Here is a 23,357-nt window from a genome sequence, read left to right as displayed (position 1 = left end):
AGGATGATGCTTATGTCAAACTATCCTTTATGGGATCAATTAAATCAGTTAAAAGAATCTAAATGGGTCGATTTAACACATACTTTCGACCCTGATATTCCAAGATTCAGTGATTTTGAAAAAGGTGAAGTATCTACGTTATTCACAGTTCAAGAACATGGTTTTTATGTTCAACGATGGAATATCGTCACACAATATGGTACGCATATCGATGCCCCTATTCATTTCGTTGAAAATCAGAGATACCTTGAAGAATTAGATTTAAAGGAATTGGTGCTACCACTGATTGTTTTAGACTTTTCACAAGAAGTTGCTCAAAACTCAGACTTTATTGTTACACGTGAGCACCTAGAACAATGGGAATCAAAAAATGGAACGATCGAACCTGGCACATTTGTAGCTTTACGTACAGATTGGTCAAAACGTTGGCCGGACATTGAATCATTTGAAAACAAAGACGTTGAAGGTCAACAACACCTACCTGGTTGGGGATTAGATGCATTAAAGTTTTTAATTGAAGAACGTCATATCAAATCTATCGGTCATGAAACATTTGATACCGATGCATCTGTAGACATTGCAAAGAATGGTGATATCGTTGGTGAACGTTATGTCTTAGGCCAAGATACATTCCAAGTCGAACTGTTAACAAACCTAGATCAACTACCTACCCGAGGTGCGGTTATCTATGCAATAAGTCCTAAGCCTAAAGATGCACCTGGTTTCCCAGTTCGAGCATTTGCAATTAAACCTTAATTTATTAAAAGGACATATGCATAGTGTTGATATTAAAATAAATTCGACATGACTCATTCATCTTAATATAGACAAAAGTATTCTAATATATAAATAACTGCAACGGCAGCAACTTGTTTTGAATTACAAGCTTGCCGTTGCAGTTTTTATTTCTCATTTTCTTTAAAAAATTTACTTATACTAAATAGAATAAAAATGGTTACGAAGCCGCTTATAACCATAAGTAACAAAGTAATACCTCCTATAAAAAATTAATCATTTTTCAATGAAGTAGTATCTACTTTAGTTACATTTCCATTTTCATCTAATAATGGTGTAATACCACCACCTGTACTCACCCAAGTAGCAAGATATTGAATGCCTGTTTCTTTATCAGTCAATACATAACAACGCATATTAGAGTCTTTTGAGACCTTTTCTACATCAAAGCGATCATCTGATTTCTTATTATTAAACATGTACAAAGCCCTCCTTAATCATTCTCTAATTATTTATTTCACTTAACTATTATCTGAAACATCTTATTATTCAATCATCATTTTCAATTTCTTTTATTGTGAATATTAATAATAATAGAGTGGTAAATTTATTATATGGGGGTGGCGCATATGAGTTCTAACAATATAAATGACAAAAAGACAAATAGTACAAAAATATCCCGTTACTTAAAATTGGTTAGTATAGCGCTAATCATAATTGGCGTGCTCATTTTTATTCTTCGTATTATATTAGATAGTATTTATGGAGGATCCCACTTAAAATCAGTAGATAATATTTTTATCCTTATTGGTCTATTACTCTCCGTGGGGGCATATACCATTGAGAAAAATTGGAAAGAAGTTACTTTCACTAGCATTTTTTTCATCATCTTCATACTACTCACATTCTTTTAAATCAAACGGCACTCTTTGATGAGTGCTTTTTTACTTTTCAAATCAGAATATCGGCTCATTATCGTAGTTTTATAATACATCATCCTCCTACATTTATTACAATCATTTGTAACGTTCAAGCTAATTCAATAATTACAAAACAAAAAATTAACATAGCAAACATCACTACTTCACGTTTTATTACACTAAGTAATATTGCCAACTCTATTATTACGGTGTTGTTCAGGTGAATTGAATTTCAATTACGAAATCGTAACATTGACCATCATTATCAATTGTTCTGTTAGAGTGTAGCTTATCGTTGTTCGCAACGAAATTTTTAAGTAAAAACGGTAATGTATGCTGCCTTTCGCTACTTTAATCTATGGTAGACATACAACTTTTGGGAGGACATTTTATTATGAAAAAAATCGCTACAATTTCAACTCTAACTGCTGGTATTGGCGTGTCATTATTTGGGATAAATGACAATCATGCAGATGCTGCAGAATATAATCATCATCAAGCACCTCAACAACAATGGCAATTTCACCAACAAAACCCTAGAGGATTTAATGGACAATTTAGCCATCAAGACAACCAAAATTATAATCAAATAAATGGGCAATGGCATCCACAATCTTACCATCAACCTAGCGGGTACAAGCAACCACAATTCAAACAGCAATCATTCAATCATAATAGCAACACAACACATTCCACTTCATCAAATAGCAGTTCATCATCAAGTAGTTCATCTACAACTACATCAACATCAAAACAAACCACATCATCTACATCTGGCAACTTATACACTGCTGGACAATGTACATGGTACGTTTACGATAGAGTCGGAGGCAAAATCAGTACTACTTGGGGCAATGCAAACAATTGGGCAAGTGCAGCACAAGCAGATGGCTATACTGTAAATCACACACCTGAAAAAGGTGCTATTTTACAATCATCAGCGGGTAATTATGGCCATGTTGCTTATGTAGAAAGCGTCAGTAGTGATGGTTCAGTAACCGTTTCAGAAATGAACTATTCGGGAGGACCATTTGTAACAGACACTCGTAACATTTCTGCAAGCCAAGCTAAATCTTATAACTATATTCATTTATCATAATTGAGAGATTAGATATATGGAAACAGCACCTATTATAAAACTGTTAAAAAGAAGAAATAATTAACATTAATTAATACACAAAATGCCCTTACTTTACGAAACAGTAAGGGCATTTTTATAGGGATCTAATTAGTAACTTTTATTAAGTAATCATATTTAATTGTGTTTTAAAAGATTCTTCCCCTTTTCTCGTTACTTTAAGACATCTATTTACTTCCGTTACTTGTAACCAAGACAATTCAATTAACTTTTTAGTTATTTTCAAAGAAATAGGTCCTGCTATATGATATTTTCTTTCAGTCCAATCTAAATGTTTTGGAATAGGCTTAGTATATAAATTCCTTTCTGTTTCAAGACCTAATTGTCCTAACCATACCTTTCCGTTTTCAGTTAATTTATAATAACCTTCACACTCCTCAAGATAATCATTACGTAGCAATGAATCAGTAAATTCAACTCCTACTTTCCCAGCAATATGACCATAACAAGTACGACAATAAGATAACTTCTCTTTTTTTGTTGTTTCTTTTAACGACTTGCTATTCATAGGTGGAGATATCACAGCTAAAGCATTGATAGCATCCACTACTTTATCATTATCAATTTTATAATACCGATGTCGTCCCCACGTATTAACTGAAATTAAATTAGCTTCTACTAATTTTGAAAGATGTTCACTGGCTGTTTGAGGTTTTACACCCGCCAATTTAGCTAATTCTCCAGCTGGAAGTGCTTTACCACTTGATAATTCAATTAGCATAGTTAAACGTGTCTTATGTCCAATAAGGAGAATATTATCAGCAAAATTTTCATACATATAATACACCCTTTCTATTAGTACAACTCAATCATACCGATATAATATTTCGGTGTTCAACGAAATATTATATCGGTATGATTAAATTAGTTAAATAAGGAGGTATGACAGATGTATTCTTCTAAGTATTTCGATCATTTAGTTGTTTTTACAGCAGGAATAGGAATGTTTTTATCTACTCTTGATAGTGGAATTATCAATGTCGCATTACCGACTTTATCAAAATCTTTTAATGTCACTCCTTCTTTTATTACTTGGAGCGTTACACTGTACACTTTATTGTTAACAGGTACAATTATAATATTTGGGAGATTAAGTGATAAATACAGTCGCTTAAATATATATAGTTTGGGATTAACTACTTTTTTAATCGCTTCTATTCTCTGCGGATTTTCAAATAGTATTATGCAATTAATCGTGTTTCGTGGTTTACAAGGTATTGGCGCTGCTATGCTACAAGGAACTGCTACAGCAATTATTACTACAACTATTCCTGAAGATAGACAAGGACCAGCATTAGGGACTCTAAGTATTCTATTAGGTATAGGTCCTGTTTTAGGACCAAGTATCGGAGGTCTTTTAATATCTATAGGTAATTGGCGATGGATATTTTGGATCAATATTCCCTTTATTTTTATAGGATTAATAGGATCTTTGCTTTTAAAAAAATATATTAAAGAGCAAAAAAGTGCATCTATTCATTTAGATATGCGAGGGAACTTTTTACTATTTATATCTATATTTTGTTTATTAATAAGTTTAACGTCTTGGTCTTCCCACTCTATTTTTAATATATCAGTATATGGGAATTTCTTATTATTTATGATTGTTTTTTGTTTATTTATTGTATGGGAGCTAAAAACGAATCATCCTATTATCAATTTACATTTATTTAAAAACTTATCATTTTCAGCTCCTATATTTGCAATATTTGTTTTTGGAGGTACAACATCTTTAGGGTTTATCATTCCTCCCTATGTTTTAGAGAAAGTTAATCATCTTTCATCTTGGCAAATAGGCTTAGTGAATTTGACATCTCCTTTAGGATTAGTAATTATTTCAAAAGTAACTGGTAAATTAATTTATCGTATTGGCAATATTATCTTAATGACTATAGGGTTACTTATTATGATTGTTTCATATACCAACTTAGGATTATTACAATATATGTTAAACCCTATAACAATAAGTCTATTGTTATTACTATATGGTATAGGTGGAGGTTTTTTCTTACCATCTAATACATCAGCAATCATGAAAACTGTGTCACAAGACATTCAAGGTACAGTTGGAGCTACGCAAAGAATGGTTCAAAATATAGGTATTGCTTTTTATACAGCAGTTACTTCGCTATTTATTAGTAATTCTTCAAATTCAGACAAACTCATAAGTGGGACAAGTCATGCTTGGTTATTTGCATCATTATCACTTTTTTTAGCACTAATCCCCTTTTTATTGAGAATATTAAAAAATAAATGAAGTATATTAATTATATATTTGAAAATTACGTGTCTCATTTAAATATAATATAAATGTTATTGTAAAGATAAAAGGAAAAAATTAGATGAATATATCGTGGATATTTTGATGAATTGTAATCTTATTCTGGCTATTATCAATACTAAATTTAGTTGTATATTCTATATTTAATGAATTAATTAGTGAAACATTAAAACAAACTAAAGCATTGATGTGGTTATTGATTGATCAGTTTGCCATAACAGTTTCGATACAACTAATTTGGTTAATTATAAACTTTTTAATTCTAGTCAACCTTGCCAGGGTGGGACAACGAAATAAATTTTATTTCTGTCCCACTCCCATCTTCTAATTCACTATCCAGAAAAATCTCCATAACTTTTTATTCATTAAACTAAATGTTATACATCTGCATACACAATTTCTTTAAAGTTCTCTACGCTATTCAATGCCTTTTCAAGTAAATCTCTTCGAACTAAGGATACGTATATAGAGCAAGCTTCAGCTTGGCAATTATATGAACGTTTCGGATTAAATTCTATATCAGTAAAAGCGTCAAATTTTAATACTTCTTTAGCAAGTTGCTCATTTCGATTTAATACATTAATGTATAGCCAATTGTAAAAAAGTGTCCTAGGTTCTAAAGGAAAATTTTGATTAAAACATGAATATCTAATCATCTCATCATTTTCATTTATCTCTCTCAATTTACGTTTGATTTCACGAATATCAACATTATCTTTAAGCAAATGGGATTGATCACCATTTTTTTTATATACTTTGCTTGTCTGAAATAGTTCTTCTACTGAAAATGTATTTCCTTTCTTTGTTTCAATAGTTAAATTAAATGCACTTGCTTTTACACCAACATCAACTTTTGATTTTGTAGATACTTCTAATATTTTATAGTTAGAAAATCGCTCTAAAAAAGTTTGATGTAAAGATATCATATTTTTTTGTTTTTGTTCTTTCGAAAATCCTGAATGCCACGTAAATTCAACTTTAATTTTTTTATTCTTTTTAGTTTCTTGATCAACAATATATACATATCTATAAGCCATAATCTTCTTTATTTAAAATCCTTTCCTTAGGCGTTTCGCCATTATTTAATAAATCTAGCATACGTTTTTTATCAAATAGGTCTTGAGATACTTTAATAGTTAATTCATTTAAGTCGATATTGCATAATTCTAATCTTAAACATTCTTTTTGGGCTATATTTTTACTTGGAAAAATCAGTCCTTTGATATCAGCTTTATCTATCATTTTGTAAATTAACACTTCAGCTTGTATATTAGTTGGTGTATTATCTGGATAAAATATATTACGTTTGATTTCTTTTTTGCCTGACACCACTGAATCAAATAGCCCCTCAAAAGAATTAACACCTGAATTTATTAAACTACCATTTTTTGTAGCAGCATTAACAGGACAAAACTTACTATTATCATTAATTATGCTCGGATCTATTTCGAGAATTACCCATTCATTAAATATATTTTCTTCGTTTTTAGAAATTGCTGTTGAAAAATATAGACAATTCGGATATTGAACGGATGTACATATAAAATCCTCATGATTATCAAATCTATTCTGGTCTATTTTTTCAAGAAAAGATAAATCAGTTATATATTGATTAGCCACTATTCCATTATTGCTATCTTCTCCGTTCCCTAAAATAAACGGCAAATTTTTAGTTTTAGTAAAGTGACAAAGTCTAGTAATATGACGGTTAGATATAATACTTTGATACATATTCAATTAGTTACTCCCTTCAAAAATATATTGTTTAAATGTTTCCGATGGTAATAACGGAGTCAGTTCACCAGTTGTAGTTATAAACAATTCGTTTCTAGCTCTAGTGACACCTACATATAACTGAGCTAATTCTATTTCCAAAATATCTGCGTCTATATCTTCTAAACCGATATCATCATCAATATCTAACTCTTCATTATAAGATCTCGCTTGACTTAAAAAATTCTCTCTATTCATAAACGGCATTAATACAACATCAAACTCTAGTCCTTTAACTTGCTTATAAGTGCCAAAATACACTTTATTTTTCTGTTTATCATTTGATATTTCATTAAAATTATTTACTTTAATTTGACGACTCTCTAAATATGTTTTTGTATTATTGAATTTTGATGTTGGAACAATAATACCAACACTAACTGATTCATAATGCTTATTTAAATAATCTTTAATATATCTAACTATTGCAGCTAGTTCAGCATTTTCATCTTTATATTTATAAATTTTAGGCACTCGGCCCTTTCTTGCACCTTTAATCGTTTTAGAATACAGTTCATTTGTTTTATCAAAATACTCAGAGTTTACTATTATTTCAGCTAAATCACTAATTTCTTTAGTATTTCTATAATTAAATTCTAATTCAAAATTTTTATATTTATTTAATTCTATTCCTAGAGACTTAAATGAAATTCTTTTTCCAAATACTCCTTGTTTAATATCGCCTAATAGCATTAACGTGCCTTTTTCCTTCAACAATTTATTCATGGTCATTAACATATCAGAGGAAAAATCTTGAAATTCATCAATAACAATATGGTTTAACTTTAGAACATTTTCGATGAATTGATTATCTGTGCAGTTATCGAGTAGATTTCTTATAATGGTACCTATATCATCAAAGTCACAAAAAGCTAAATATTCATCTGATTCTCTTTTTTCTATATATAGTTTATAAACCTCATAAAAATAATGCCTTTTAGCCCTTTCTATTCTAGTTCCTTGTCTACCAATTCTATCTGCTTCATAGTACTCTTCTTCATCTTTAATAGCCATACGTTGTATCCAAGATATTTCATCAAAAAAAACAGTAACCGGTCTTTGTAAAGTTACTTCTTCTGGGTACTTTTTCCTAGTTTCTTCAAGTGCCTTTTCAATAATTTCTGTTTTTAATTTCGAAGAATTATAAAGTCGTACTTTTGTAGTACCATTATCATCTTTAATATACTTAGATAAACCCTCAAGACTGCTACCAAAGTGATTCCATAATTTTTTAAGAACCTTTCTCATAAATTGATGGTATGTATAAACTAATAAATTACTTGGAACTTCTTCATTTCTACTAAAAGCAATTTGTTTTAACTTATTTTGCATATCTACGTTTACAGCTTTATTAAACGTTAATAGTAATGTATTTTCATTTGGATGAACTTTCGCAAGCCAATAAACTCTATATAACGCTAATAAAGATTTACCGCTTCCTGCACTACCTTTGATAAAAAGACTTTGATTATCAGACATATATAGAACTTGAGTTTGAAGTCCTATTAAGTTAGGTAATGTCATAAACCACATCTCCCTTGTTTCAAATTAATAATTATAAAATAAAATGATATAATATATTATGAGTATAACATTTATTTAATAACTATGAATTATTAAGGTGGGATAACATGGAAAATTCATCTAATATAAATTTAATTAATAAATTAAGATCAGAAAATGAAAATCTAAAGAAAGAAAATAATCAATTAAAGAAGAGAATAAATGCCCCTACTAATAGAGGTGAACAAATAACCTCTCAACAGTTAAAAGAGATAATGACCACATTAAAAAACGATTCAATTATTTCTATGTATAGTTTATATGATGATTTAGTTATTTATGATTTAAAATGTAACAAAAATCGTCAAATAGATCATTTGGCTATTACTAATAAAGGTATATTTATGGTAGAAAGTAAATATTGGAAAGGCGATATTTATTATAACTTTAGCGGAGATGACTTGAAGAAATATAATATGTCAGGACTGGAAAAGTATATATACGATGCTGAAAATAAGTCCTATAAAACATTTATTTTAGATAGCGATGATGATGTTCTTCATTTTAATACATATGGTCATCCTTATATCCAGACAATGACTAGCGCAACATTTCTTCAAAAAACACTTAATTTACCATTCATTAATCCAATAGTTTATTTCAACTATCAAGGTGATTATAATGTATATATTGGTAATGAAGATAAATATGTTGGATGTGTCTACAATAAAGAAATGTTACTAGATTTTATAAAAAGTAAAATAAATTCTCCAAAAAACAAGAAAAATATGAATGAAACAATCTTTAATAATTACTGCAAGATCATCGAAAATCATATAAAATAATTATTTTGGATTTTAAGAAAACACTTAATTTGAAGGACCGCTTTTTATGTCCTTTCAAATTAAGTGTAATATCTTATCTTCTAAGAACTCAACCGATGTCTTCCAATTAAGTTGTTTACGAGTATTCGACTTATAAACTTAAAAATCTAGCTCTAAGTATATTTTTCTGAATGTTCAGACAAATATTTGCATCTGTCTCTTGTTATAGATACTCGTTTACCATTGGGTAATTTACAAGTAAATCTACAGTTTTCTGCTTAACAAAGCCAGGTTTCTTTTAGGTCATGCCACAAAGTAAAAAACATTTTTCCGATTTACTAATCTAATGAGACAAGATTTACCAATTCTTCCAATGACAGAAAGAGCTTCTCAATCACCCGAGTTGTATCTCTTTCATAATTACTTGAGGTCGTTCGTGTATTGAATATCTTATTCTAATTTCCCACTATTTCTAGATGATTTTTAATATGCCTAACCTTGTCTCTATGTCTAAGCAATCTGATACACCTACGATTACCATGACTTACTTAAACGGGTTAATCATCTTAAATGAATAGCGTGATAAATCATATTATAACTATTAGATAAGTGAAAACTTTATCATTAAGAAATAATATTCTTTCACACTCTTCTATAGTTATATGTTTATATTAGTTCATAATCATCATCTCCAGTAAGATATTGTTTTCGCAAAGCTTATTTACTAAATTAGTGATTTTAGGACTTATTTTTTGTAATGGTACTTAAATTGTAAATTCATTCCATAAAAAAACCTATGTATACTGAACAGGTATACATAGGCTAAAAAAACAAGATTTTTTACCAAACAAACTATGGTGAGTATAACATCAAAATTATAAAATGTATATACAAATTCATTTTATTCTTAAAATAAATTCGGATTTAAATTTAGTTTTCTGAAATTGAAATTTTCAAACAATATTGTAAAAGTATAACTTACTGAATCATGTTTGTCCAATTTCTGAATCGATATTCTTCTTAAATAAGCTCACACAGTCTATAGATTTAGTTTAATTATTAATAATTTTACTCATTTATTTCTAATTCATAAAAAACGGTTAAGGCTAATCATGCCCTAACCGTTACTTTAGAAATTTACCTTAACCTTTATAATAAGATACTGCTGTCGCAATACCTTGTCCGCCACCAATGCATAATGAAGCGATACCAGATTGCTTTTCTTCGTTTAATTGATGTAACAGTGTCACTAATATACGTGCACCTGAGGCACCTATTGGATGACCTAAAGCAATAGCACCACCCTTAGTATTGACCTTTTCAACAGGTAATTGTAATTCTTGATTTACTGCTAAAGCCTGTGATGCAAATGCTTCATTAAGTTCGAAAACATCGATATCTTCAATAGATTGATTTGTACGTTGTAGTGCTTTTTTCACTGCGTCTACTGGACCAATACCCATAATAGATGGATCCACACCGCTAGTGCCAAAGCCGTCTAAAATAGCGATAGGTTTGATATTTAATTCTTTTGCCTTTTCTTCAGTCATTACTAACATCATTGATGCGCCATCATTAATACCTGATGCATTACCAGCTGTTACTGAGCCATTCTTTTTAAAGGCGGGTCTTAAGTGACTCAATTTATCAGCAGTTGTGCCTTTTCTAATACCTTCGTCTTCTGATACGACAATAGGCTCTCCTTTACGTTGTGGTACCTCGACTGGAACGATTTCCGCATCAAAAGCACCACTATTTTGAGCGGCCTCTGCTTTTTGTTGTGATTGAGCAGCAAATTCATCTTGTGCTTCACGGCTAATACTATATTTTTCGACTAAGTTTTCAGCCGTAATACCCATATGATAATCATTAAATACATCTGTTAATCCATCTGCTACCATACTATCAACTAACGCTTGGTTACCCATTTTAAATCCGAAACGTGCATTCTTCATAAGCATCGGTGATTGTGACATACTTTCCATGCCACCTGCTAATACGACGTCATTGTCACCCGCTAAAATGGATTGATACGCTAATTGAATAGATTTTAATCCTGATCCACAGACTTTATTTACTGTAAACGCTGGAACAGATTCAGGTAAACCGCCCTTAATTGATGCTATGCGAGCTGGGTTTTGTCCTTGACCTGCTTGTAAAACGTTACCTAATATCACTTCATTAATTTCATTTGGATCAATTTGAGTTGTTTTTAAAATGTGTTTAATTAAAGTAGCACCTAAATCATAGGCAGGGATATCTTTAAAAGCACCTCCAAACACGCCAATTGGTGTACGATATGCTTCAGCTAATACGATACGAGACATAAGTTAGCTCATCTCCTTTTAAATTATATAAAGATATACTATGTCAATTTCATTAATGAATAAAGCAACTTTTTTCATCACAAAAATGCCTTGTTGATCAATACATTATAATGTCTGGTAATGAAAAATAGTTATTAACACGCTAGTTCACTCATTATTCATATTTTACCAAAATTCTATTCAAATTTACCACAAAGACCCTAACGAGAAACAGTCATAACTAAAAAAACCATATAACGCATAAAGATAACAACTAAGTTATCTTCATGTCTATATGGGGATTTATTTATACTTTAATAACCTATTTCCATATCGTTACTATTACATAATTGACGATAATCGTCATATTGTATGTTTTTACCAATTAACACCAAATATTGCGGGACTTCTTTCTTAAATGCTACTGGCGTTAATTCAAACTGGCCTTGCATATATTGAACTAAATAAGTATGCGGTTGGTCTATGAATTGAATAAATCCTTTCATACGATAAATATTTGACGGTAAGGCGTCTAAATAATCTATAAACAGTAGTTTGGTACATTTGACTGGTACATCGATGTATTGATGATGAATACCTTTATGAAGTGATTGATGGTCTATTTTAGTCTTTGTCATTTGTACATTGTTATCGGTAGTTTTTGTATACTTAGGCAAAGTGATTCGACCGTACATACCTACTTGAATATCTGCTTCTGGATTGATAATTTCTAATTCTTTTAATAATTGGCTAGTAACATCCACATGTGTTAAATCAATTTTATTCACAAATAAGTGAGAACAATGACTCAATTGTTCATAAAACAAACCTTGGATATCTTTTGGATAAGATTTTAACGATTGATACATTTGTGCATCTACAATGCCCAACATATGTTTAATACTAGTAAATGGTGCTAAGATGGGTGTTAAACATGCATCTACAACTGCCAGTGGTTCTGCGATCCCACTGCATTCAATAAATACAATATCAGGTTGATAATCTAAATATAGTTGATGCAATTGATCTGAAACATCTGCTTTCATTGCACAACAAATACAGCCTTCAGTAAGCTCATTTAAAGGAATCTTTTGATCAATTAATTGACCATCCACACTTTGCTTACCAAACTCATTCATAATTACCGCTGGTTGTAACCCTTGTGCCACCGCTTCAGACACGAGATGATTCAATAATGTGGTTTTACCACCACCTAAAAACCCTCCTATGATCACAATATCCATCTTAGCCACTCCTTTTAATTCATAATTGCTATAAGCTTAGCAATGGTTGCAATAATGATAACCATACTAAGTGATGTCACCATTTGTTTTGCTATCATTTTAAAACTTTCATTCAATCCAAGTTGTTTAAATACCATGGTCATCGTGACAGAACACGCTGTAAATGTGGAACTAAAAAAGACTAATAACAATAGTTGTATGACAGACAATTGTTGAATGTAAGCACCTTGATGCATATTAAATAACAACATGCCATCTTTTCTAATCATGGAAAATAAGATACCTGGAGATAATTCATTGGGAATACCTAAATACATCAATATTGGCATGAATACATGTGAAATGAGCGATAGAACGGGCGTTAAGGAAATGATACTAACAATGAAACAGATTGTGATAAAGATTGGCATAGCTTGAATGACAAACATGCAAATATTACCCCAAATTTGTTGACTCAATTGTCGCATAGAAGGCAAGTGTATGGTGGACCTATTAACAATTTGAATTGCAAATGGGTGATGGTTTGTCCTCATCCATAATCGATTATGGATAATGCCACCCACCAATACTAATATTAAATAAGGTATAAATAGCCACGAATGACCTGCTACGCTAAATATAGATAACGTCGCTCCTATTTGGTAACTGCATGAACTTCCAAAACTAATCAAACTCATGCACTGTGTTTTGGTACAAGCATGACATTGATGACCTGCTTGTGTAATAGCCGCAGCATTACATCCAAATCCTTCTAATAAAGGAATGATATCTTCTCCATTTAATCCAATGCGTATCATCGTGGGTTCAATTGCCCAAGTGATCCACTCCTTTAAATAGCTTTGTTCAACGATAGCTGAAGACAAACTGATTAACACCACTACAGGTAATGCCCATACAAATGAATATGTCCCTAGCGATAACACACCATAATCTCCGAAGAAAATATGTTGCATGATACCATTTTGGAAATATTCTAATGAAGCTAAAAAGGTAATGCAATGTTCGACATAATGACTTTGTAGCCAATCTGAAAAGTGATATGCAACACCAATAGGCAATGCGAACATGAGTAATATCATCAACCAGCCAAGTATCATTTGTAAGATATTCGGTGTTTGATGTTGTCGCTGTTTCTGAAATTGCTCAAGGTGTTGTATAACATAGTGACTATGTTGAGAAGTAGACACTACACTCTCCAATAAAGATATATCCAATTTGTTCTTGATAATCGTTGATTTTAATAAAGCTTTTTCAGCAGATGTCAATCTTGATATATGTTGCATGGTTAAGAGATGAGTATCTTCGAGAATCGCATCATGATACCCACGCTTCAAATCATATTTCACTTCTAACATGAACACGCCACATCACAACAAGTATAGTCATCTAAGTACATTTGATTCTTTTGGTATGATTCTATGACTTGATGATTGACCGGTAAGCCTTCCCTCTGTGCAATCTCATGTGCTAATACAGCAAATCGCGCTCTGAATTTATAGATATAACATAACTTGGCATGATCATTTTCAACTGTAGCACCTATTAAGAAAATATTAGGATAGCGTGTCGACTCATCTTGAAGTGTTAATTTCACATCTTGCTTTGTCGTTTCGAATAATTCTTGAACGATAGGGTTTTGCGTTACATCAAATCCGGTAGCAAGAATAGGTTCATTCACGGTTTGTACTTCATGACCATTTTCAAAATAAATATAGTACCTACCGTCTTGATAATTAATTTCTGAAACACTATAATGCACATTCATTTCTATCAACGCACCTTGTTGGATTACTTGGCTTAAGCGTTGGTGTGTATAAGGTGATAACCTTACACTTGGATCAGCGTCTTCATCATTTAGACCGGTCGTACGTGTATACAATGAAATCGTCGACTGATTTTTAGCTAATTGAATCGCAGCATCAAAACCACTTTCATTACCACCAATCACAACATAGTCTCCCTTATCGAATTCATTAAAGTCAGTCACTTCACTATAATGAATACCATACTTAAATGGTTTGTTTGGAAATTGAAAATCACCAGTAGCTACAAAAATATAATCTGCCGTGTAATCACCTTGAGTTGTCTTGATGAGATATAGACCCTCTTCCATAGAGACTTGCGTTACAGCAGTGTTAGTTTGAATACTGATACCATAGTGATAAGCCACAACTTCTAAATATTTCGCATACGTTTCCCCAGATACATGTTCCTGGTTAAAAGTGAACGCAGGTGACGTCTCTTTAGAAATAGCGTTCATATCTGGCATACCAAATCCATTAGATGTAAACGATGGCGTAATGGTACGAGTTGACTTAGGCCATTGTTTAAATGATGAACCTATCTCTTCTTTTTCTAATATTAAACAATCATCTATACCAAAATCTTTCAATGTGATAGCCATGCCGATACCCGCAGCACCTGCGCCAATAATGACTAACTTTCGATGTTGTTGCATCATTAAACACTTCCTTGAGATATTTATTTTCAGATTTAAATCGAAACAATTACGATTTATAAATTATAGACCTATCTTATTAAAAATTCAATATATCTCTCAATTCTTTTATCATTAATGAACATAAATAACCCAATACTAAATCCACTAATAAAGTAAATTTAGTATTGGGTGATATTATTTGTAGATGTTTTTTTGTTATTTAATTCACATGAATCATCGTATTAATTTGAGATAATTGATTCTCCCTGTCACTATGACTTAAATTGATAAAATATTTGTGTTGCCATTGTTGCGTTTTTAAAGCAGTTACATTTAAATCTGTTTCCCAATCTGGATAAACACGAAAAGCCATTTTACCTTGGTGATGATTATCAGTTAAAATACCATGATTTAACAGTGTTTTTTTATCGAAAATAAATATGCCTTTTTGTGCTTGATCGTTTACATAAATCATTAAATAGTCACTCATTTGATCAAAATGTAATGGGGTATTTTGCTCATTGATATCTTTTTCCCACAAAGTGACGAAATAACCCTTTTTCTTTGGTGTCTTTTTAGCTAAACGACTCTTGAAATTATACCCAAATAATTTAAATTCCAGTGCCTCATATTCATGATTCCACAATTCTCGTTCAACTGTATCTAAAATGGCAGTCTGATAAACTTGTTCTAATTCATTTAATAACTCTATTGATTGATATGATTTAAGATTTTTTACCATGTGATCAACCTTCATTCTGTTTAATTATTTCATTGCTCTTATAAATTAAATACGCTGCATTGATCATTGCCAAAATAGCAAATGCAATAGCTAAAATTAAATGATTATCAATCACACCTAAGGCAATAACAAACATGAACAATATATTTAGTAGATTAGAAATCATAAATCCTTTATTCTCCATTTTTAAAACCCCTTTGTTCTAATAATTATTCATAAATAATAATGCCCTTGTCAGTAGTTTCAATTTCTGAGTTTTTTGGAGTTTGAATCATTTTAAGAACCCAATAAAAGTCTCCAACACAACTACCAGCATGTAATGTCGCCAAAATAAAAAAGAAAAACTTTGGTAATATACCTAAATAAAGCGTAATAATTAATATCACTGTTATAATTATAAATGGTGCAATAGCACTAATTAGAAAAGTCAAAGGTGTAAATTGTCCACCAGGTATAGCACAATAAATCATACCACTAGAGTATCCAAAATGTACTTTGTGTCTAGGTGAAAATATTTTGAAAAAAATACCGTGAATGCATTCATGAATTGTAAAAATTAAGAAATATAAAATAAGAAAAAGTAAAATATTACCTATAAATGATTGAAATATATATACAGTATTAGTACTTCTCTCTATAATCCAAAAAATAATACCAAAAACAATAAACAATAAAATCATGTATTGAGAGAACTGTTTCATTAATTTAGGATTATCTAAAATATCAATGCGTTGCATGAAACCACCTCTTTTGAATATATTTATATTTCGTTGATATATGTAATATACAACATATATGTCATTTTGACAAATATACTTGTCAAAATGACGTTTATCATATACATTAATATTAAGGAGTTGATCAACTTGAGAAATCGACTTAAAGAATTACGAGCAAGAGATGGATATAATCAAACTCAATTAGCTAAGAAAGCTGGTATATCAAGGCAAACCGTTTCTTTGATAGAACGTAATGACTTCACACCTTCTATACTTACAGCTATAAAAATTGCTCGTATATTTAATGAACCCGTAGAAAGTATCTTTATCATCGAGGAGGAAGATTTATGAAAGTAGGACGCTATCTATTACTTATGATTATAGGTGGAATCGCAGGTGGTATCGCTGGTTTATTAATACCAACACTTCATAACCTTGGTATATTTGATAAAACTCATTTTACCAGTCAAAATTTTATTATCGTATCTTGCATCATTGCGACATTAATTAACATTATATTAACGATATTTCTGTATATTGAATTAAAACACTCCATTGACTTAAAAAATAAAATAGACGAACCAAATAGCAATGTAGATGAAGATATTTTTGAAGAAAAGTCTAGTCTAAAGTTTATAAATGCTAGTTTTATATACTACTTGCAAATTTTAATTAGTTTACTATTTTTATTCACACTTGTAATCGGTAATGTTAGCGATATCTATACACTTTATTCTATAGTTCCATATATGATTACAATGATACCCTCAATAATGATAGGACTATACGCACGTAAAATAGATAATCGCTATCCTAAATTAGGCGAAGCTAATTACACTGAGAAAACACTATCACTAATGGATGAAGGTGAACGATATATAACGCTAACATCAATGTTTAAGACTTACCATATCAATTTAGTATTAATTATAATTTTTGCAGTCTTTTTATCTGTCCACTCAATCAATACTGGCATAAACCAAACATTGGGTGTGTTATTTCTTATCATTTTATTTATCTATAATGCCTTTGGTTATTTATCAAAAGTTCGTAAATTTTATAAATCGTAGACTGATTGAAATAAATAAAGACTAGATAATTATTTATGTATTATGCACATATATTCACAACGAAACACTGAATATATAATGTATAACGAATAATTATCTAGTCTTTTTCTATTTATGATTCCCATTCTGATTTTAATAAACTATAAACAAAACTATCTGTAAATTGACCTTGTACTTTTTCATCGCTTCTCAGTCGACCTTCTCTTGTAAAACCTAATCGTTCTGGTATCGCTTGGCTTTTTTTGTTTTCAACTGATGCTCTAATTTCCACACGATTTAACTTTAATTCATGGAATGCATAATCAATCAATGCTTTAGTACACTGTGTCATGATGCCTTTTTTCTGATGATTTTCACCTAAATAATACCCAATTGATGTTTTCTTGTTTACATTGTCAATATAGTGTAATCCAATCACACCAACCAATTGGTCTTCTATCCATATACCGCAATGAAAACCATTACCTGAGGCAAATTGGCGTAACGCTGCTTGAATAAATTTTCGACTATCTTCAACTTGGTTAGTATAAGCTACAAATGGTAACCATTCTGCTAAATATGCCCTCGATTGATCAACAAGATTAAATAATGTATCCGCTTCTCTCTCTTCTAATATCTTTAAAGTTACGTCTTCATTTACTTTAAATCCAAACATCCTTTACACCCCATTTACATTATTGTCACACAATTCTGTTAATTATCAACATAATAACACACGTTGTGGATAACTTACAATCAATCTCCAACCCTTGATATGCACAGTTTTATCGAATTGTTAATTCAAACTTATCCACAACATCTATACTTATCCACGAAAAAAGTCCCTATCGTTGACTCACCTTTCTTTCAAAGTTTTAATCAACGATAGAGACCCTTTATTGATACTTAATTGGGAAATGTTCCTGGATTAAATCCACTTTCCCATTTATCGAAAGGCCAATACCTAAACATCACTTTACCTACAATTTGCTTTTTATCAATCAGACCAACATCTTTATATCGGCTATCATTACTATTTTGTCTATTATCACCTAATACAAGATATTTATCTTCAGGTATTTTAGCCTTCCCATTCGCTCCATTAAGTGTTTTAGAATTAAAATCTTCTGTTAAATACTTACCATTTTTATACTTTTTATTTTCACTCAAATAGGGTTCTTTAACTTTTTTATCATTAATATACAATTGATCTTTCTTATATTTAACCGTATCTCCTGGTTTACCAATCAATCGTTTAATATAATCGCTTTTAGAATTAGCATGAAAAATAATGACATCACCGGAATCAATATGATTCAATGTCTTAGATATTTTACTAACTATCACTTTATCTTTATCTTCAAAAGTAGGATGCATCGATTCTCCTGAAACAGTATAAGAAGTACCGATAAATACTGTGAGAATGATAGTGATAATAATACCTATTGCTAATGCAACAATCCACTCGATTATTTCTTTTCCCATAGAAACTCCTTAACTATAAATGATTATTTATTGAACAACACCATTTTTAATTTTGACGTGTTGCCCTTTTTGAATTTTGTCGTATTGCTTTTTGGGTACAACTACAACACGTTTCCCTTGTTTCGTATCAACTGTTACTGTATATAATTTTTCATGGTCTTTCATTTGATGTTTCAACATGTTCATTTGATATTGAACATTATTTTTCTTTTCCTGACTGGCTTGAGATGCGGAAGAAAAGAGATACAAATATAACCAATTATTATAAAATGACGTCGACATAAATTGAGTTTGATATGCTGCACTTGAACTATAAGGACGTCTTGGACTTACTAAAGATTTGGTATTCGAGTTCTTTTTATATTGTTTGCTTTGTGCTGACTTAGATTGACTCGATTTAGCTGCTTGTTGAGACGCTCGTTGACTTGATTGTTGAGCTGCTCGTGACGCATTAGCTGCACTTGAACGGCTCATAGATGAACTTGATGATGTGGATGAAGCACCTCTTGATGAAGCTGATGACGAACTAGATGATGAGCTACTAGAACTACTAGAGCTAGAACCACCTGAAGTACTTGCCGCATCTAATTGAGTAGACAAAGCAACTGTCATGATCGTTACAAACGTAATGGTTATTAAACTAAATTTACATAATAAACGCTTCATAAACTCACCTCTACTTATTTAGATACTTCATCTTTAGACACTGCTTTACCTTCTGTTTCATCATCGCCGTACATCATATATGGTGGACGATAAACATGGATTTTTTTACCATCTTTAATCATATATGGTTTCTTATTGCCGTCACTTAAGATATGTTCGTAAACATGATCTAAAGTTGTTTTTTCTAAATGGGATTTCCCTTTACTATCTTTATATTTGATTTCAACATTTGGTGTTTCTTCATCACCATCATTTAATACTTCGTAGTATTCGTATTCATATTTATCAGATTTTTTACTTTCTTTGGAAGGCTCTTTTTGTTCACCATTACCCCCACACGCAGCTAAAGTTAAACATAATAAACATGTGCTCACTAAAAATAAAATCTTTTTCATGAACAGATACTCCTTTCAAATTATAAATATGTAAAACCAATTAATTATATGATTACATAACTTAATAAATTATTTCAATTACATTTACAAAAATTAAATGATTAATTCTAATTTTTTATACGTATTTTTAAATATCACAAATGATTACCATCAACCACTTCAACCTTTCAAAGCTGTAAGTTTAGGGCGATGATTTGTAAGATTAGATAAAGGCTAGAATGACAGATCACTTCTAAAATAAAGATATAAGCAAATAAGGAGTGATAACATGTCAATCTTACAGGTCAATCAATTATCCAAAATTTATGGTAAGAAGAAGCAATATCAAGCACTTAAAGATATTAATTTTTCAGTTGAAAAGGGCGAATTTGTGGCCATTATGGGGCCATCAGGATCCGGTAAAACAACCCTTCTAAATGTCTTAAGTTCAATTGATACGATTTCGAGTGGTTCTGTGATTGTTGACGGTCACAATATAACTCAATTAAAAAATAAACAACTTGCACAATTTCGTAAGACGTCATTAGGCTTTATCTTTCAAGATTATAGTGTTTTACCAACGTTAACAGTTAAGGAAAATATTATGTTGCCTTTATCTGTTCAACAACATAGTAAGAAGGAAATGGAGCAATATTATAAAGAGGTTACTAATGCTTTAGGCATTTATGATTTAAGCCAAAAATATCCAAATGAAATATCTGGTGGTCAACAACAACGTACTGCAGCTGCACGTGCATTCGTACATCAACCTAAAATCATTTTCGCCGATGAACCTACTGGTGCGCTTGACTCTAAAAGTGCACAAGATTTATTAAATCGTCTTGAAGAAATGAATCGAAAATTTCAATCCACTATCATAATGGTCACACATGATCCAGTCGCAGCTAGCTTTGCAAAGCGTGTCATTATGTTAAAAGATGGCAATATTCATTCTGAAATTAACCAAGGAGATGATAGTAAACAAGCCTTTTATGAACGTATCATTCAACTTCAATCTTCTTTAGGTGGTGTGACTCATGTCATTTAATCAAATCACACTTAAAAATTTACGAATGAATATCAAACACTATGGTATTTATTTATTTTCATTGCTTTTAAGTATTATCTTGTATTTTAGCTTTACCACTTTGCAATTCACACACAGTATTAATAATAACAATGCTTTGGCAATTATTAAAAAAGGCGCCTCCGTGGGGTCAGTATTTCTATTTATCATTATCGTGATTTTCTTGATGTACGCGAATCATTTATTTATTAAAAGGCGTACGCAAGAGTTTGCCTTATTTCAACTTATAGGCTTAACACGTAGTAATATATTAAGAATGTTATGTATTGAACAACTAACAATATTTCTAATCACTGGTGTACTAGGTGTGATGATAGGCATATTTGGTTCCCAACTTTTATTGTATATCGCATCAAAATTAATGCATTTAACAATTAAATTGACTATTGGTTTCGAACCTATGGCTTTATCTTTAACATTATTGCTATTAATCATTGCATTTACACTTATCCTATTCCAAATCTATATATTCTTAAAAAAGCGTAGTATTTTAGCTTTAATGAAAGACCGCCGTCAGACTGAGGCCACTAAAGTTAAAATTACCTTTTTAGAAGTAATTAGCGGACTGTTAGGTATTGCGATGATTGTTTTAGGTTATTACATGGCTACAGAAATGTTCGGTACATTTAAACAATTAACACTATCTATGACATCACCATTTATTATATTATTTCTAACTGTCGTAGGTGCTTATTTATTTTTCCGAAGCACTGTGTCACTGATTTTTAAATCAATTAAACACTTTAAACATGGCCATGTCACTATTACAGATGTCGTATTCACCGCTTCAATTATGCATAGAATGAAGAAAAATGCGATGTCTCTAACTATTATTGCAGTTATTTCGGCTGTTACCGTTTCTGTACTTTGCTTCGCCACAATTACACAAGAAAATAGCAACAATACTTTTAAATCTATAGCACCTCAAGATTTTAACTTAACAACTGAAAAGCAAGCTCAATTATTAAAAAAACAATTGGAGAAAAATCATATCGACTATCACACCAAAACGTATGAATCCATTTCTCCTAAATCAGTAGAAGATAAGGTTTTGACATTAAAAAATGATAGTAAAAGTATGGCAATACACAATGTACTTGTACCAAACGACAATCTAAAGGGTACTGACGCAATTATTACAAATACGAAAAATACACCTGGTATTATGGAGGTTCATATTAATCAAACGGTAACTGTAAAAGGTAAGCAACAACAAACTTTTAAAGTGACTAAAGAGGATAAAAATAAAATACTGCCACTTGATCTCACATCTAATATGCCAGCCATTGAAGTCAGTCGTGCCGAATTTAATAAATTAAAGACGGCTGATATCACACACAATATATATGGCATTAGTCTTGACCATCATCAAGACATGAAACAAGCCACACACATTGCAAAATCAATTGATCCTAATATTCAATCGCAAAATGAAATTAAAAAGGACTTAGATGCGACAAATGGTATTTTAGTATTTGTGACATCATTCCTCGGTTTATCATTTTTAATTGCTGCGGGCTGTATTATTTATATTAAACAGATAGATGAAACTGAAGATGAAATTGATCATTTCCGTATATTAAATCGCATGGGCTTTACTCATCATGACATGTTAAAAGGGCTAACTTTAAAAATCATTTTCAACTTTGGCCTACCACTCATTATCGCATTATTACATGCCTTATTTGCTGCAATTGCTTTTATGAAATTAATAGGAAACGTGTCATACACTACCATCATTATCGTGATGATTGTGTACACTATTGTCTACTTTGCATTTGCGCTAATAGGATTCTTACATTCTAGTCGAGTTATTAAAAAAGCCATTTAGTCATTATTTAAATAAAAAGTATAAGGAGAGATTTATCATGAAATTTAAAGATTTAATTAAACAGTCATACGAGGATTTGAAAAACTTAAACGTCAATGTATTCAACGTCATTATGTTAACGTTAATCGTTATAGTATTAAGTAGCGCTTTAACACCGATAGCCGGTATCCCAATTGGATTACTAGGTGGCGCCTATGTCTTAAAACGTCGTGACGAAAAGCAATAAATACAGTAGAACAG

25 protein-coding genes are annotated in these 23,357 nt (G+C 30.9%); 9 read left to right on the top strand and 16 right to left on the bottom strand.

The genetic code is table 11. From position 1 onward, the window contains the following. Window positions 1–12 precede the first annotated feature (12 nt). Window positions 13–756 carry a cyclase family protein gene (locus tag ACJQQZ_RS09160; RefSeq protein WP_049425374.1) on the top strand — a complete coding sequence of 248 codons (744 nt, stop codon included), beginning with the start codon at window positions 13–15 and terminating at the stop codon, window positions 754–756. A 251-nt stretch (window positions 757–1,007) separates the two neighbouring features. Here the strand turns inward: ACJQQZ_RS09160 and ACJQQZ_RS09155 are convergent, their stop codons facing one another. Further along, a complete protein-coding gene (locus tag ACJQQZ_RS09155; protein ID WP_124228209.1) occupies window positions 1,008–1,214 on the bottom strand; it encodes a DUF6440 family protein in 207 nt (68 codons plus the stop codon). A gap of 835 nt (window positions 1,215–2,049) precedes the next feature. On the opposite strand from ACJQQZ_RS09155, the gene ACJQQZ_RS09150 reads away from it, so the two are divergent. Continuing rightward, window positions 2,050–2,754, top strand: a complete 705-nt coding sequence (locus ACJQQZ_RS09150) for a CHAP domain-containing protein (RefSeq protein ID WP_408023124.1) — start codon at window positions 2,050–2,052, stop codon at window positions 2,752–2,754. A 142-nt stretch (window positions 2,755–2,896) separates the two neighbouring features. On the opposite strand, the gene ACJQQZ_RS09145 is transcribed toward ACJQQZ_RS09150, so the two are convergent. Next, window positions 2,897–3,571 carry an ArsR/SmtB family transcription factor gene (locus tag ACJQQZ_RS09145; protein WP_145506168.1) on the bottom strand — a complete coding sequence of 225 codons (675 nt, stop codon included), beginning with the start codon at window positions 3,569–3,571 and terminating at the stop codon, window positions 2,897–2,899. A 111-nt stretch (window positions 3,572–3,682) separates the two neighbouring features. On the opposite strand from ACJQQZ_RS09145, the gene ACJQQZ_RS09140 reads away from it, so the two are divergent. Continuing rightward, entirely contained in the window at window positions 3,683–5,050 is a 1,368-nt protein-coding gene (locus tag ACJQQZ_RS09140) for an MFS transporter (protein ID WP_124228206.1), read from the top strand. Window positions 5,051–5,451: 401 nt separating this feature from the next. On the opposite strand, the gene ACJQQZ_RS09135 is transcribed toward ACJQQZ_RS09140, so the two are convergent. The 3 genes from ACJQQZ_RS09135 to ACJQQZ_RS09125 are packed head-to-tail and all read right to left on the bottom strand — an operon-like array spanning window position 5,452 to window position 8,371. Further along, window positions 5,452–6,111 carry a DarT1-associated NADAR antitoxin family protein gene (locus ACJQQZ_RS09135; protein WP_124228205.1) on the bottom strand — a complete coding sequence of 220 codons (660 nt, stop codon included), beginning with the start codon at window positions 6,109–6,111 and terminating at the stop codon, window positions 5,452–5,454. Continuing rightward, window positions 6,101–6,805, bottom strand: a complete 705-nt coding sequence (locus ACJQQZ_RS09130; RefSeq protein ID WP_145506172.1) for a DarT ssDNA thymidine ADP-ribosyltransferase family protein — start codon at window positions 6,803–6,805, stop codon at window positions 6,101–6,103. Before ACJQQZ_RS09130 ends, ACJQQZ_RS09135 begins: the two co-directional genes overlap by 11 nt. Window positions 6,806–6,811: 6 nt before the next feature. After that, the gene (locus ACJQQZ_RS09125; protein ID WP_242238606.1) at window positions 6,812–8,371 is read right to left on the bottom strand and encodes a UvrD-helicase domain-containing protein; all 1,560 of its coding nucleotides are present in this window, start codon (window positions 8,369–8,371) and stop codon (window positions 6,812–6,814) included. A gap of 107 nt (window positions 8,372–8,478) precedes the next feature. Between ACJQQZ_RS09125 and ACJQQZ_RS09120 the strand changes: the two genes are divergently transcribed. Next, complete coding sequence (locus ACJQQZ_RS09120) at window positions 8,479–9,195, top strand: nuclease-related domain-containing protein (RefSeq protein ID WP_124228202.1); 717 nt, start codon at window positions 8,479–8,481, stop codon at window positions 9,193–9,195. A 1,121-nt stretch (window positions 9,196–10,316) separates the two neighbouring features. On the opposite strand, the gene ACJQQZ_RS09115 is transcribed toward ACJQQZ_RS09120, so the two are convergent. The 7 genes from ACJQQZ_RS09115 to ACJQQZ_RS09085 all read right to left on the bottom strand — a co-directional run bounded on the left by ACJQQZ_RS09115 (window position 10,317) and on the right by ACJQQZ_RS09085 (window position 16,643). Next, window positions 10,317–11,501 (bottom strand): acetyl-CoA C-acetyltransferase, encoded by a 1,185-nt coding sequence (locus tag ACJQQZ_RS09115; RefSeq protein ID WP_124228201.1) that lies wholly within the window; start codon window positions 11,499–11,501, stop codon window positions 10,317–10,319. A 293-nt stretch (window positions 11,502–11,794) separates the two neighbouring features. Continuing rightward, the gene (locus ACJQQZ_RS09110) at window positions 11,795–12,724 is read right to left on the bottom strand and encodes a CobW family GTP-binding protein (RefSeq protein ID WP_124228200.1); all 930 of its coding nucleotides are present in this window, start codon (window positions 12,722–12,724) and stop codon (window positions 11,795–11,797) included. Window positions 12,725–12,738: 14 nt separating this feature from the next. Continuing rightward, complete coding sequence (locus ACJQQZ_RS09105; RefSeq protein ID WP_145506178.1) at window positions 12,739–14,079, bottom strand: nucleoside recognition domain-containing protein; 1,341 nt, start codon at window positions 14,077–14,079, stop codon at window positions 12,739–12,741. Then, complete coding sequence (locus ACJQQZ_RS09100) at window positions 14,073–15,182, bottom strand: NAD(P)/FAD-dependent oxidoreductase (protein ID WP_124228266.1); 1,110 nt, start codon at window positions 15,180–15,182, stop codon at window positions 14,073–14,075. Before ACJQQZ_RS09100 ends, ACJQQZ_RS09105 begins: the two co-directional genes overlap by 7 nt. A gap of 202 nt (window positions 15,183–15,384) precedes the next feature. Then, window positions 15,385–15,906, bottom strand: a complete 522-nt coding sequence (locus ACJQQZ_RS09095; RefSeq protein WP_124228198.1) for a MepB family protein — start codon at window positions 15,904–15,906, stop codon at window positions 15,385–15,387. Between the two features lie 4 nt (window positions 15,907–15,910). Next, on the bottom strand, window positions 15,911–16,090 hold the full coding sequence (locus tag ACJQQZ_RS09090; RefSeq protein WP_124228197.1) for a hypothetical protein: 180 nt from the start codon (window positions 16,088–16,090) through the stop codon (window positions 15,911–15,913). A 25-nt stretch (window positions 16,091–16,115) separates the two neighbouring features. Then, complete coding sequence (locus ACJQQZ_RS09085; RefSeq protein WP_408023123.1) at window positions 16,116–16,643, bottom strand: DUF3267 domain-containing protein; 528 nt, start codon at window positions 16,641–16,643, stop codon at window positions 16,116–16,118. A 129-nt stretch (window positions 16,644–16,772) separates the two neighbouring features. On the opposite strand from ACJQQZ_RS09085, the gene ACJQQZ_RS09080 reads away from it, so the two are divergent. Beyond that, window positions 16,773–16,976 (top strand): helix-turn-helix transcriptional regulator, encoded by a 204-nt coding sequence (locus ACJQQZ_RS09080; protein WP_002451597.1) that lies wholly within the window; start codon window positions 16,773–16,775, stop codon window positions 16,974–16,976. Beyond that, window positions 16,973–17,695, top strand: coding sequence for a DUF3169 family protein (locus tag ACJQQZ_RS09075; protein ID WP_124228195.1), 723 nt, complete (start codon window positions 16,973–16,975; stop codon window positions 17,693–17,695). The genes ACJQQZ_RS09080 and ACJQQZ_RS09075 overlap by 4 nt, the downstream gene beginning before the upstream one ends. Window positions 17,696–17,807: 112 nt before the next feature. Here the strand turns inward: ACJQQZ_RS09075 and ACJQQZ_RS09070 are convergent, their stop codons facing one another. The 4 genes from ACJQQZ_RS09070 to ACJQQZ_RS09055 all read right to left on the bottom strand — a co-directional run bounded on the left by ACJQQZ_RS09070 (window position 17,808) and on the right by ACJQQZ_RS09055 (window position 20,220). Continuing rightward, entirely contained in the window at window positions 17,808–18,350 is a 543-nt protein-coding gene (locus ACJQQZ_RS09070) for a GNAT family N-acetyltransferase (protein ID WP_107532955.1), read from the bottom strand. Window positions 18,351–18,580: 230 nt separating this feature from the next. Then, entirely contained in the window at window positions 18,581–19,159 is a 579-nt protein-coding gene (lepB, locus tag ACJQQZ_RS09065) for a signal peptidase I (protein WP_124228194.1), read from the bottom strand. A gap of 27 nt (window positions 19,160–19,186) precedes the next feature. Next, entirely contained in the window at window positions 19,187–19,825 is a 639-nt protein-coding gene (locus ACJQQZ_RS09060; protein WP_124228193.1) for a hypothetical protein, read from the bottom strand. A gap of 14 nt (window positions 19,826–19,839) precedes the next feature. Then, on the bottom strand, window positions 19,840–20,220 hold the full coding sequence (locus ACJQQZ_RS09055) for an LptM family lipoprotein (RefSeq protein ID WP_075778695.1): 381 nt from the start codon (window positions 20,218–20,220) through the stop codon (window positions 19,840–19,842). 268 nt (window positions 20,221–20,488) lie between these two features. Here ACJQQZ_RS09055 and ACJQQZ_RS09050 point away from each other — a divergent pair, with 268 nt between their 5' ends. From ACJQQZ_RS09050 to ACJQQZ_RS09040, 3 genes are read left to right on the top strand one after another with little or no spacing between them, the layout of a single operon-like run. Next, entirely contained in the window at window positions 20,489–21,247 is a 759-nt protein-coding gene (locus ACJQQZ_RS09050; RefSeq protein WP_145506181.1) for an ABC transporter ATP-binding protein, read from the top strand. Beyond that, a complete protein-coding gene (locus ACJQQZ_RS09045) occupies window positions 21,237–23,117 on the top strand; it encodes an FtsX-like permease family protein (protein WP_124228192.1) in 1,881 nt (626 codons plus the stop codon). The genes ACJQQZ_RS09050 and ACJQQZ_RS09045 overlap by 11 nt, the downstream gene beginning before the upstream one ends. Before the next feature lie 37 nt (window positions 23,118–23,154). Continuing rightward, on the top strand, window positions 23,155–23,343 hold the full coding sequence (locus tag ACJQQZ_RS09040; protein ID WP_002451605.1) for a VraH family peptide resistance protein: 189 nt from the start codon (window positions 23,155–23,157) through the stop codon (window positions 23,341–23,343). The last annotated feature ends 14 nt before the right edge of the window (window positions 23,344–23,357 follow it).

Origin of the sequence: Staphylococcus sp. KUGN1, assembly GCF_045984185.1 — a bacterium.
GTDB classification, from domain to species: Bacteria; Bacillota; Bacilli; order Staphylococcales; family Staphylococcaceae; genus Staphylococcus; species Staphylococcus warneri_A.
Note: the sequence above shows the minus strand (reverse complement) of the source record. Positions and strands in the feature narration are given on the sequence as shown.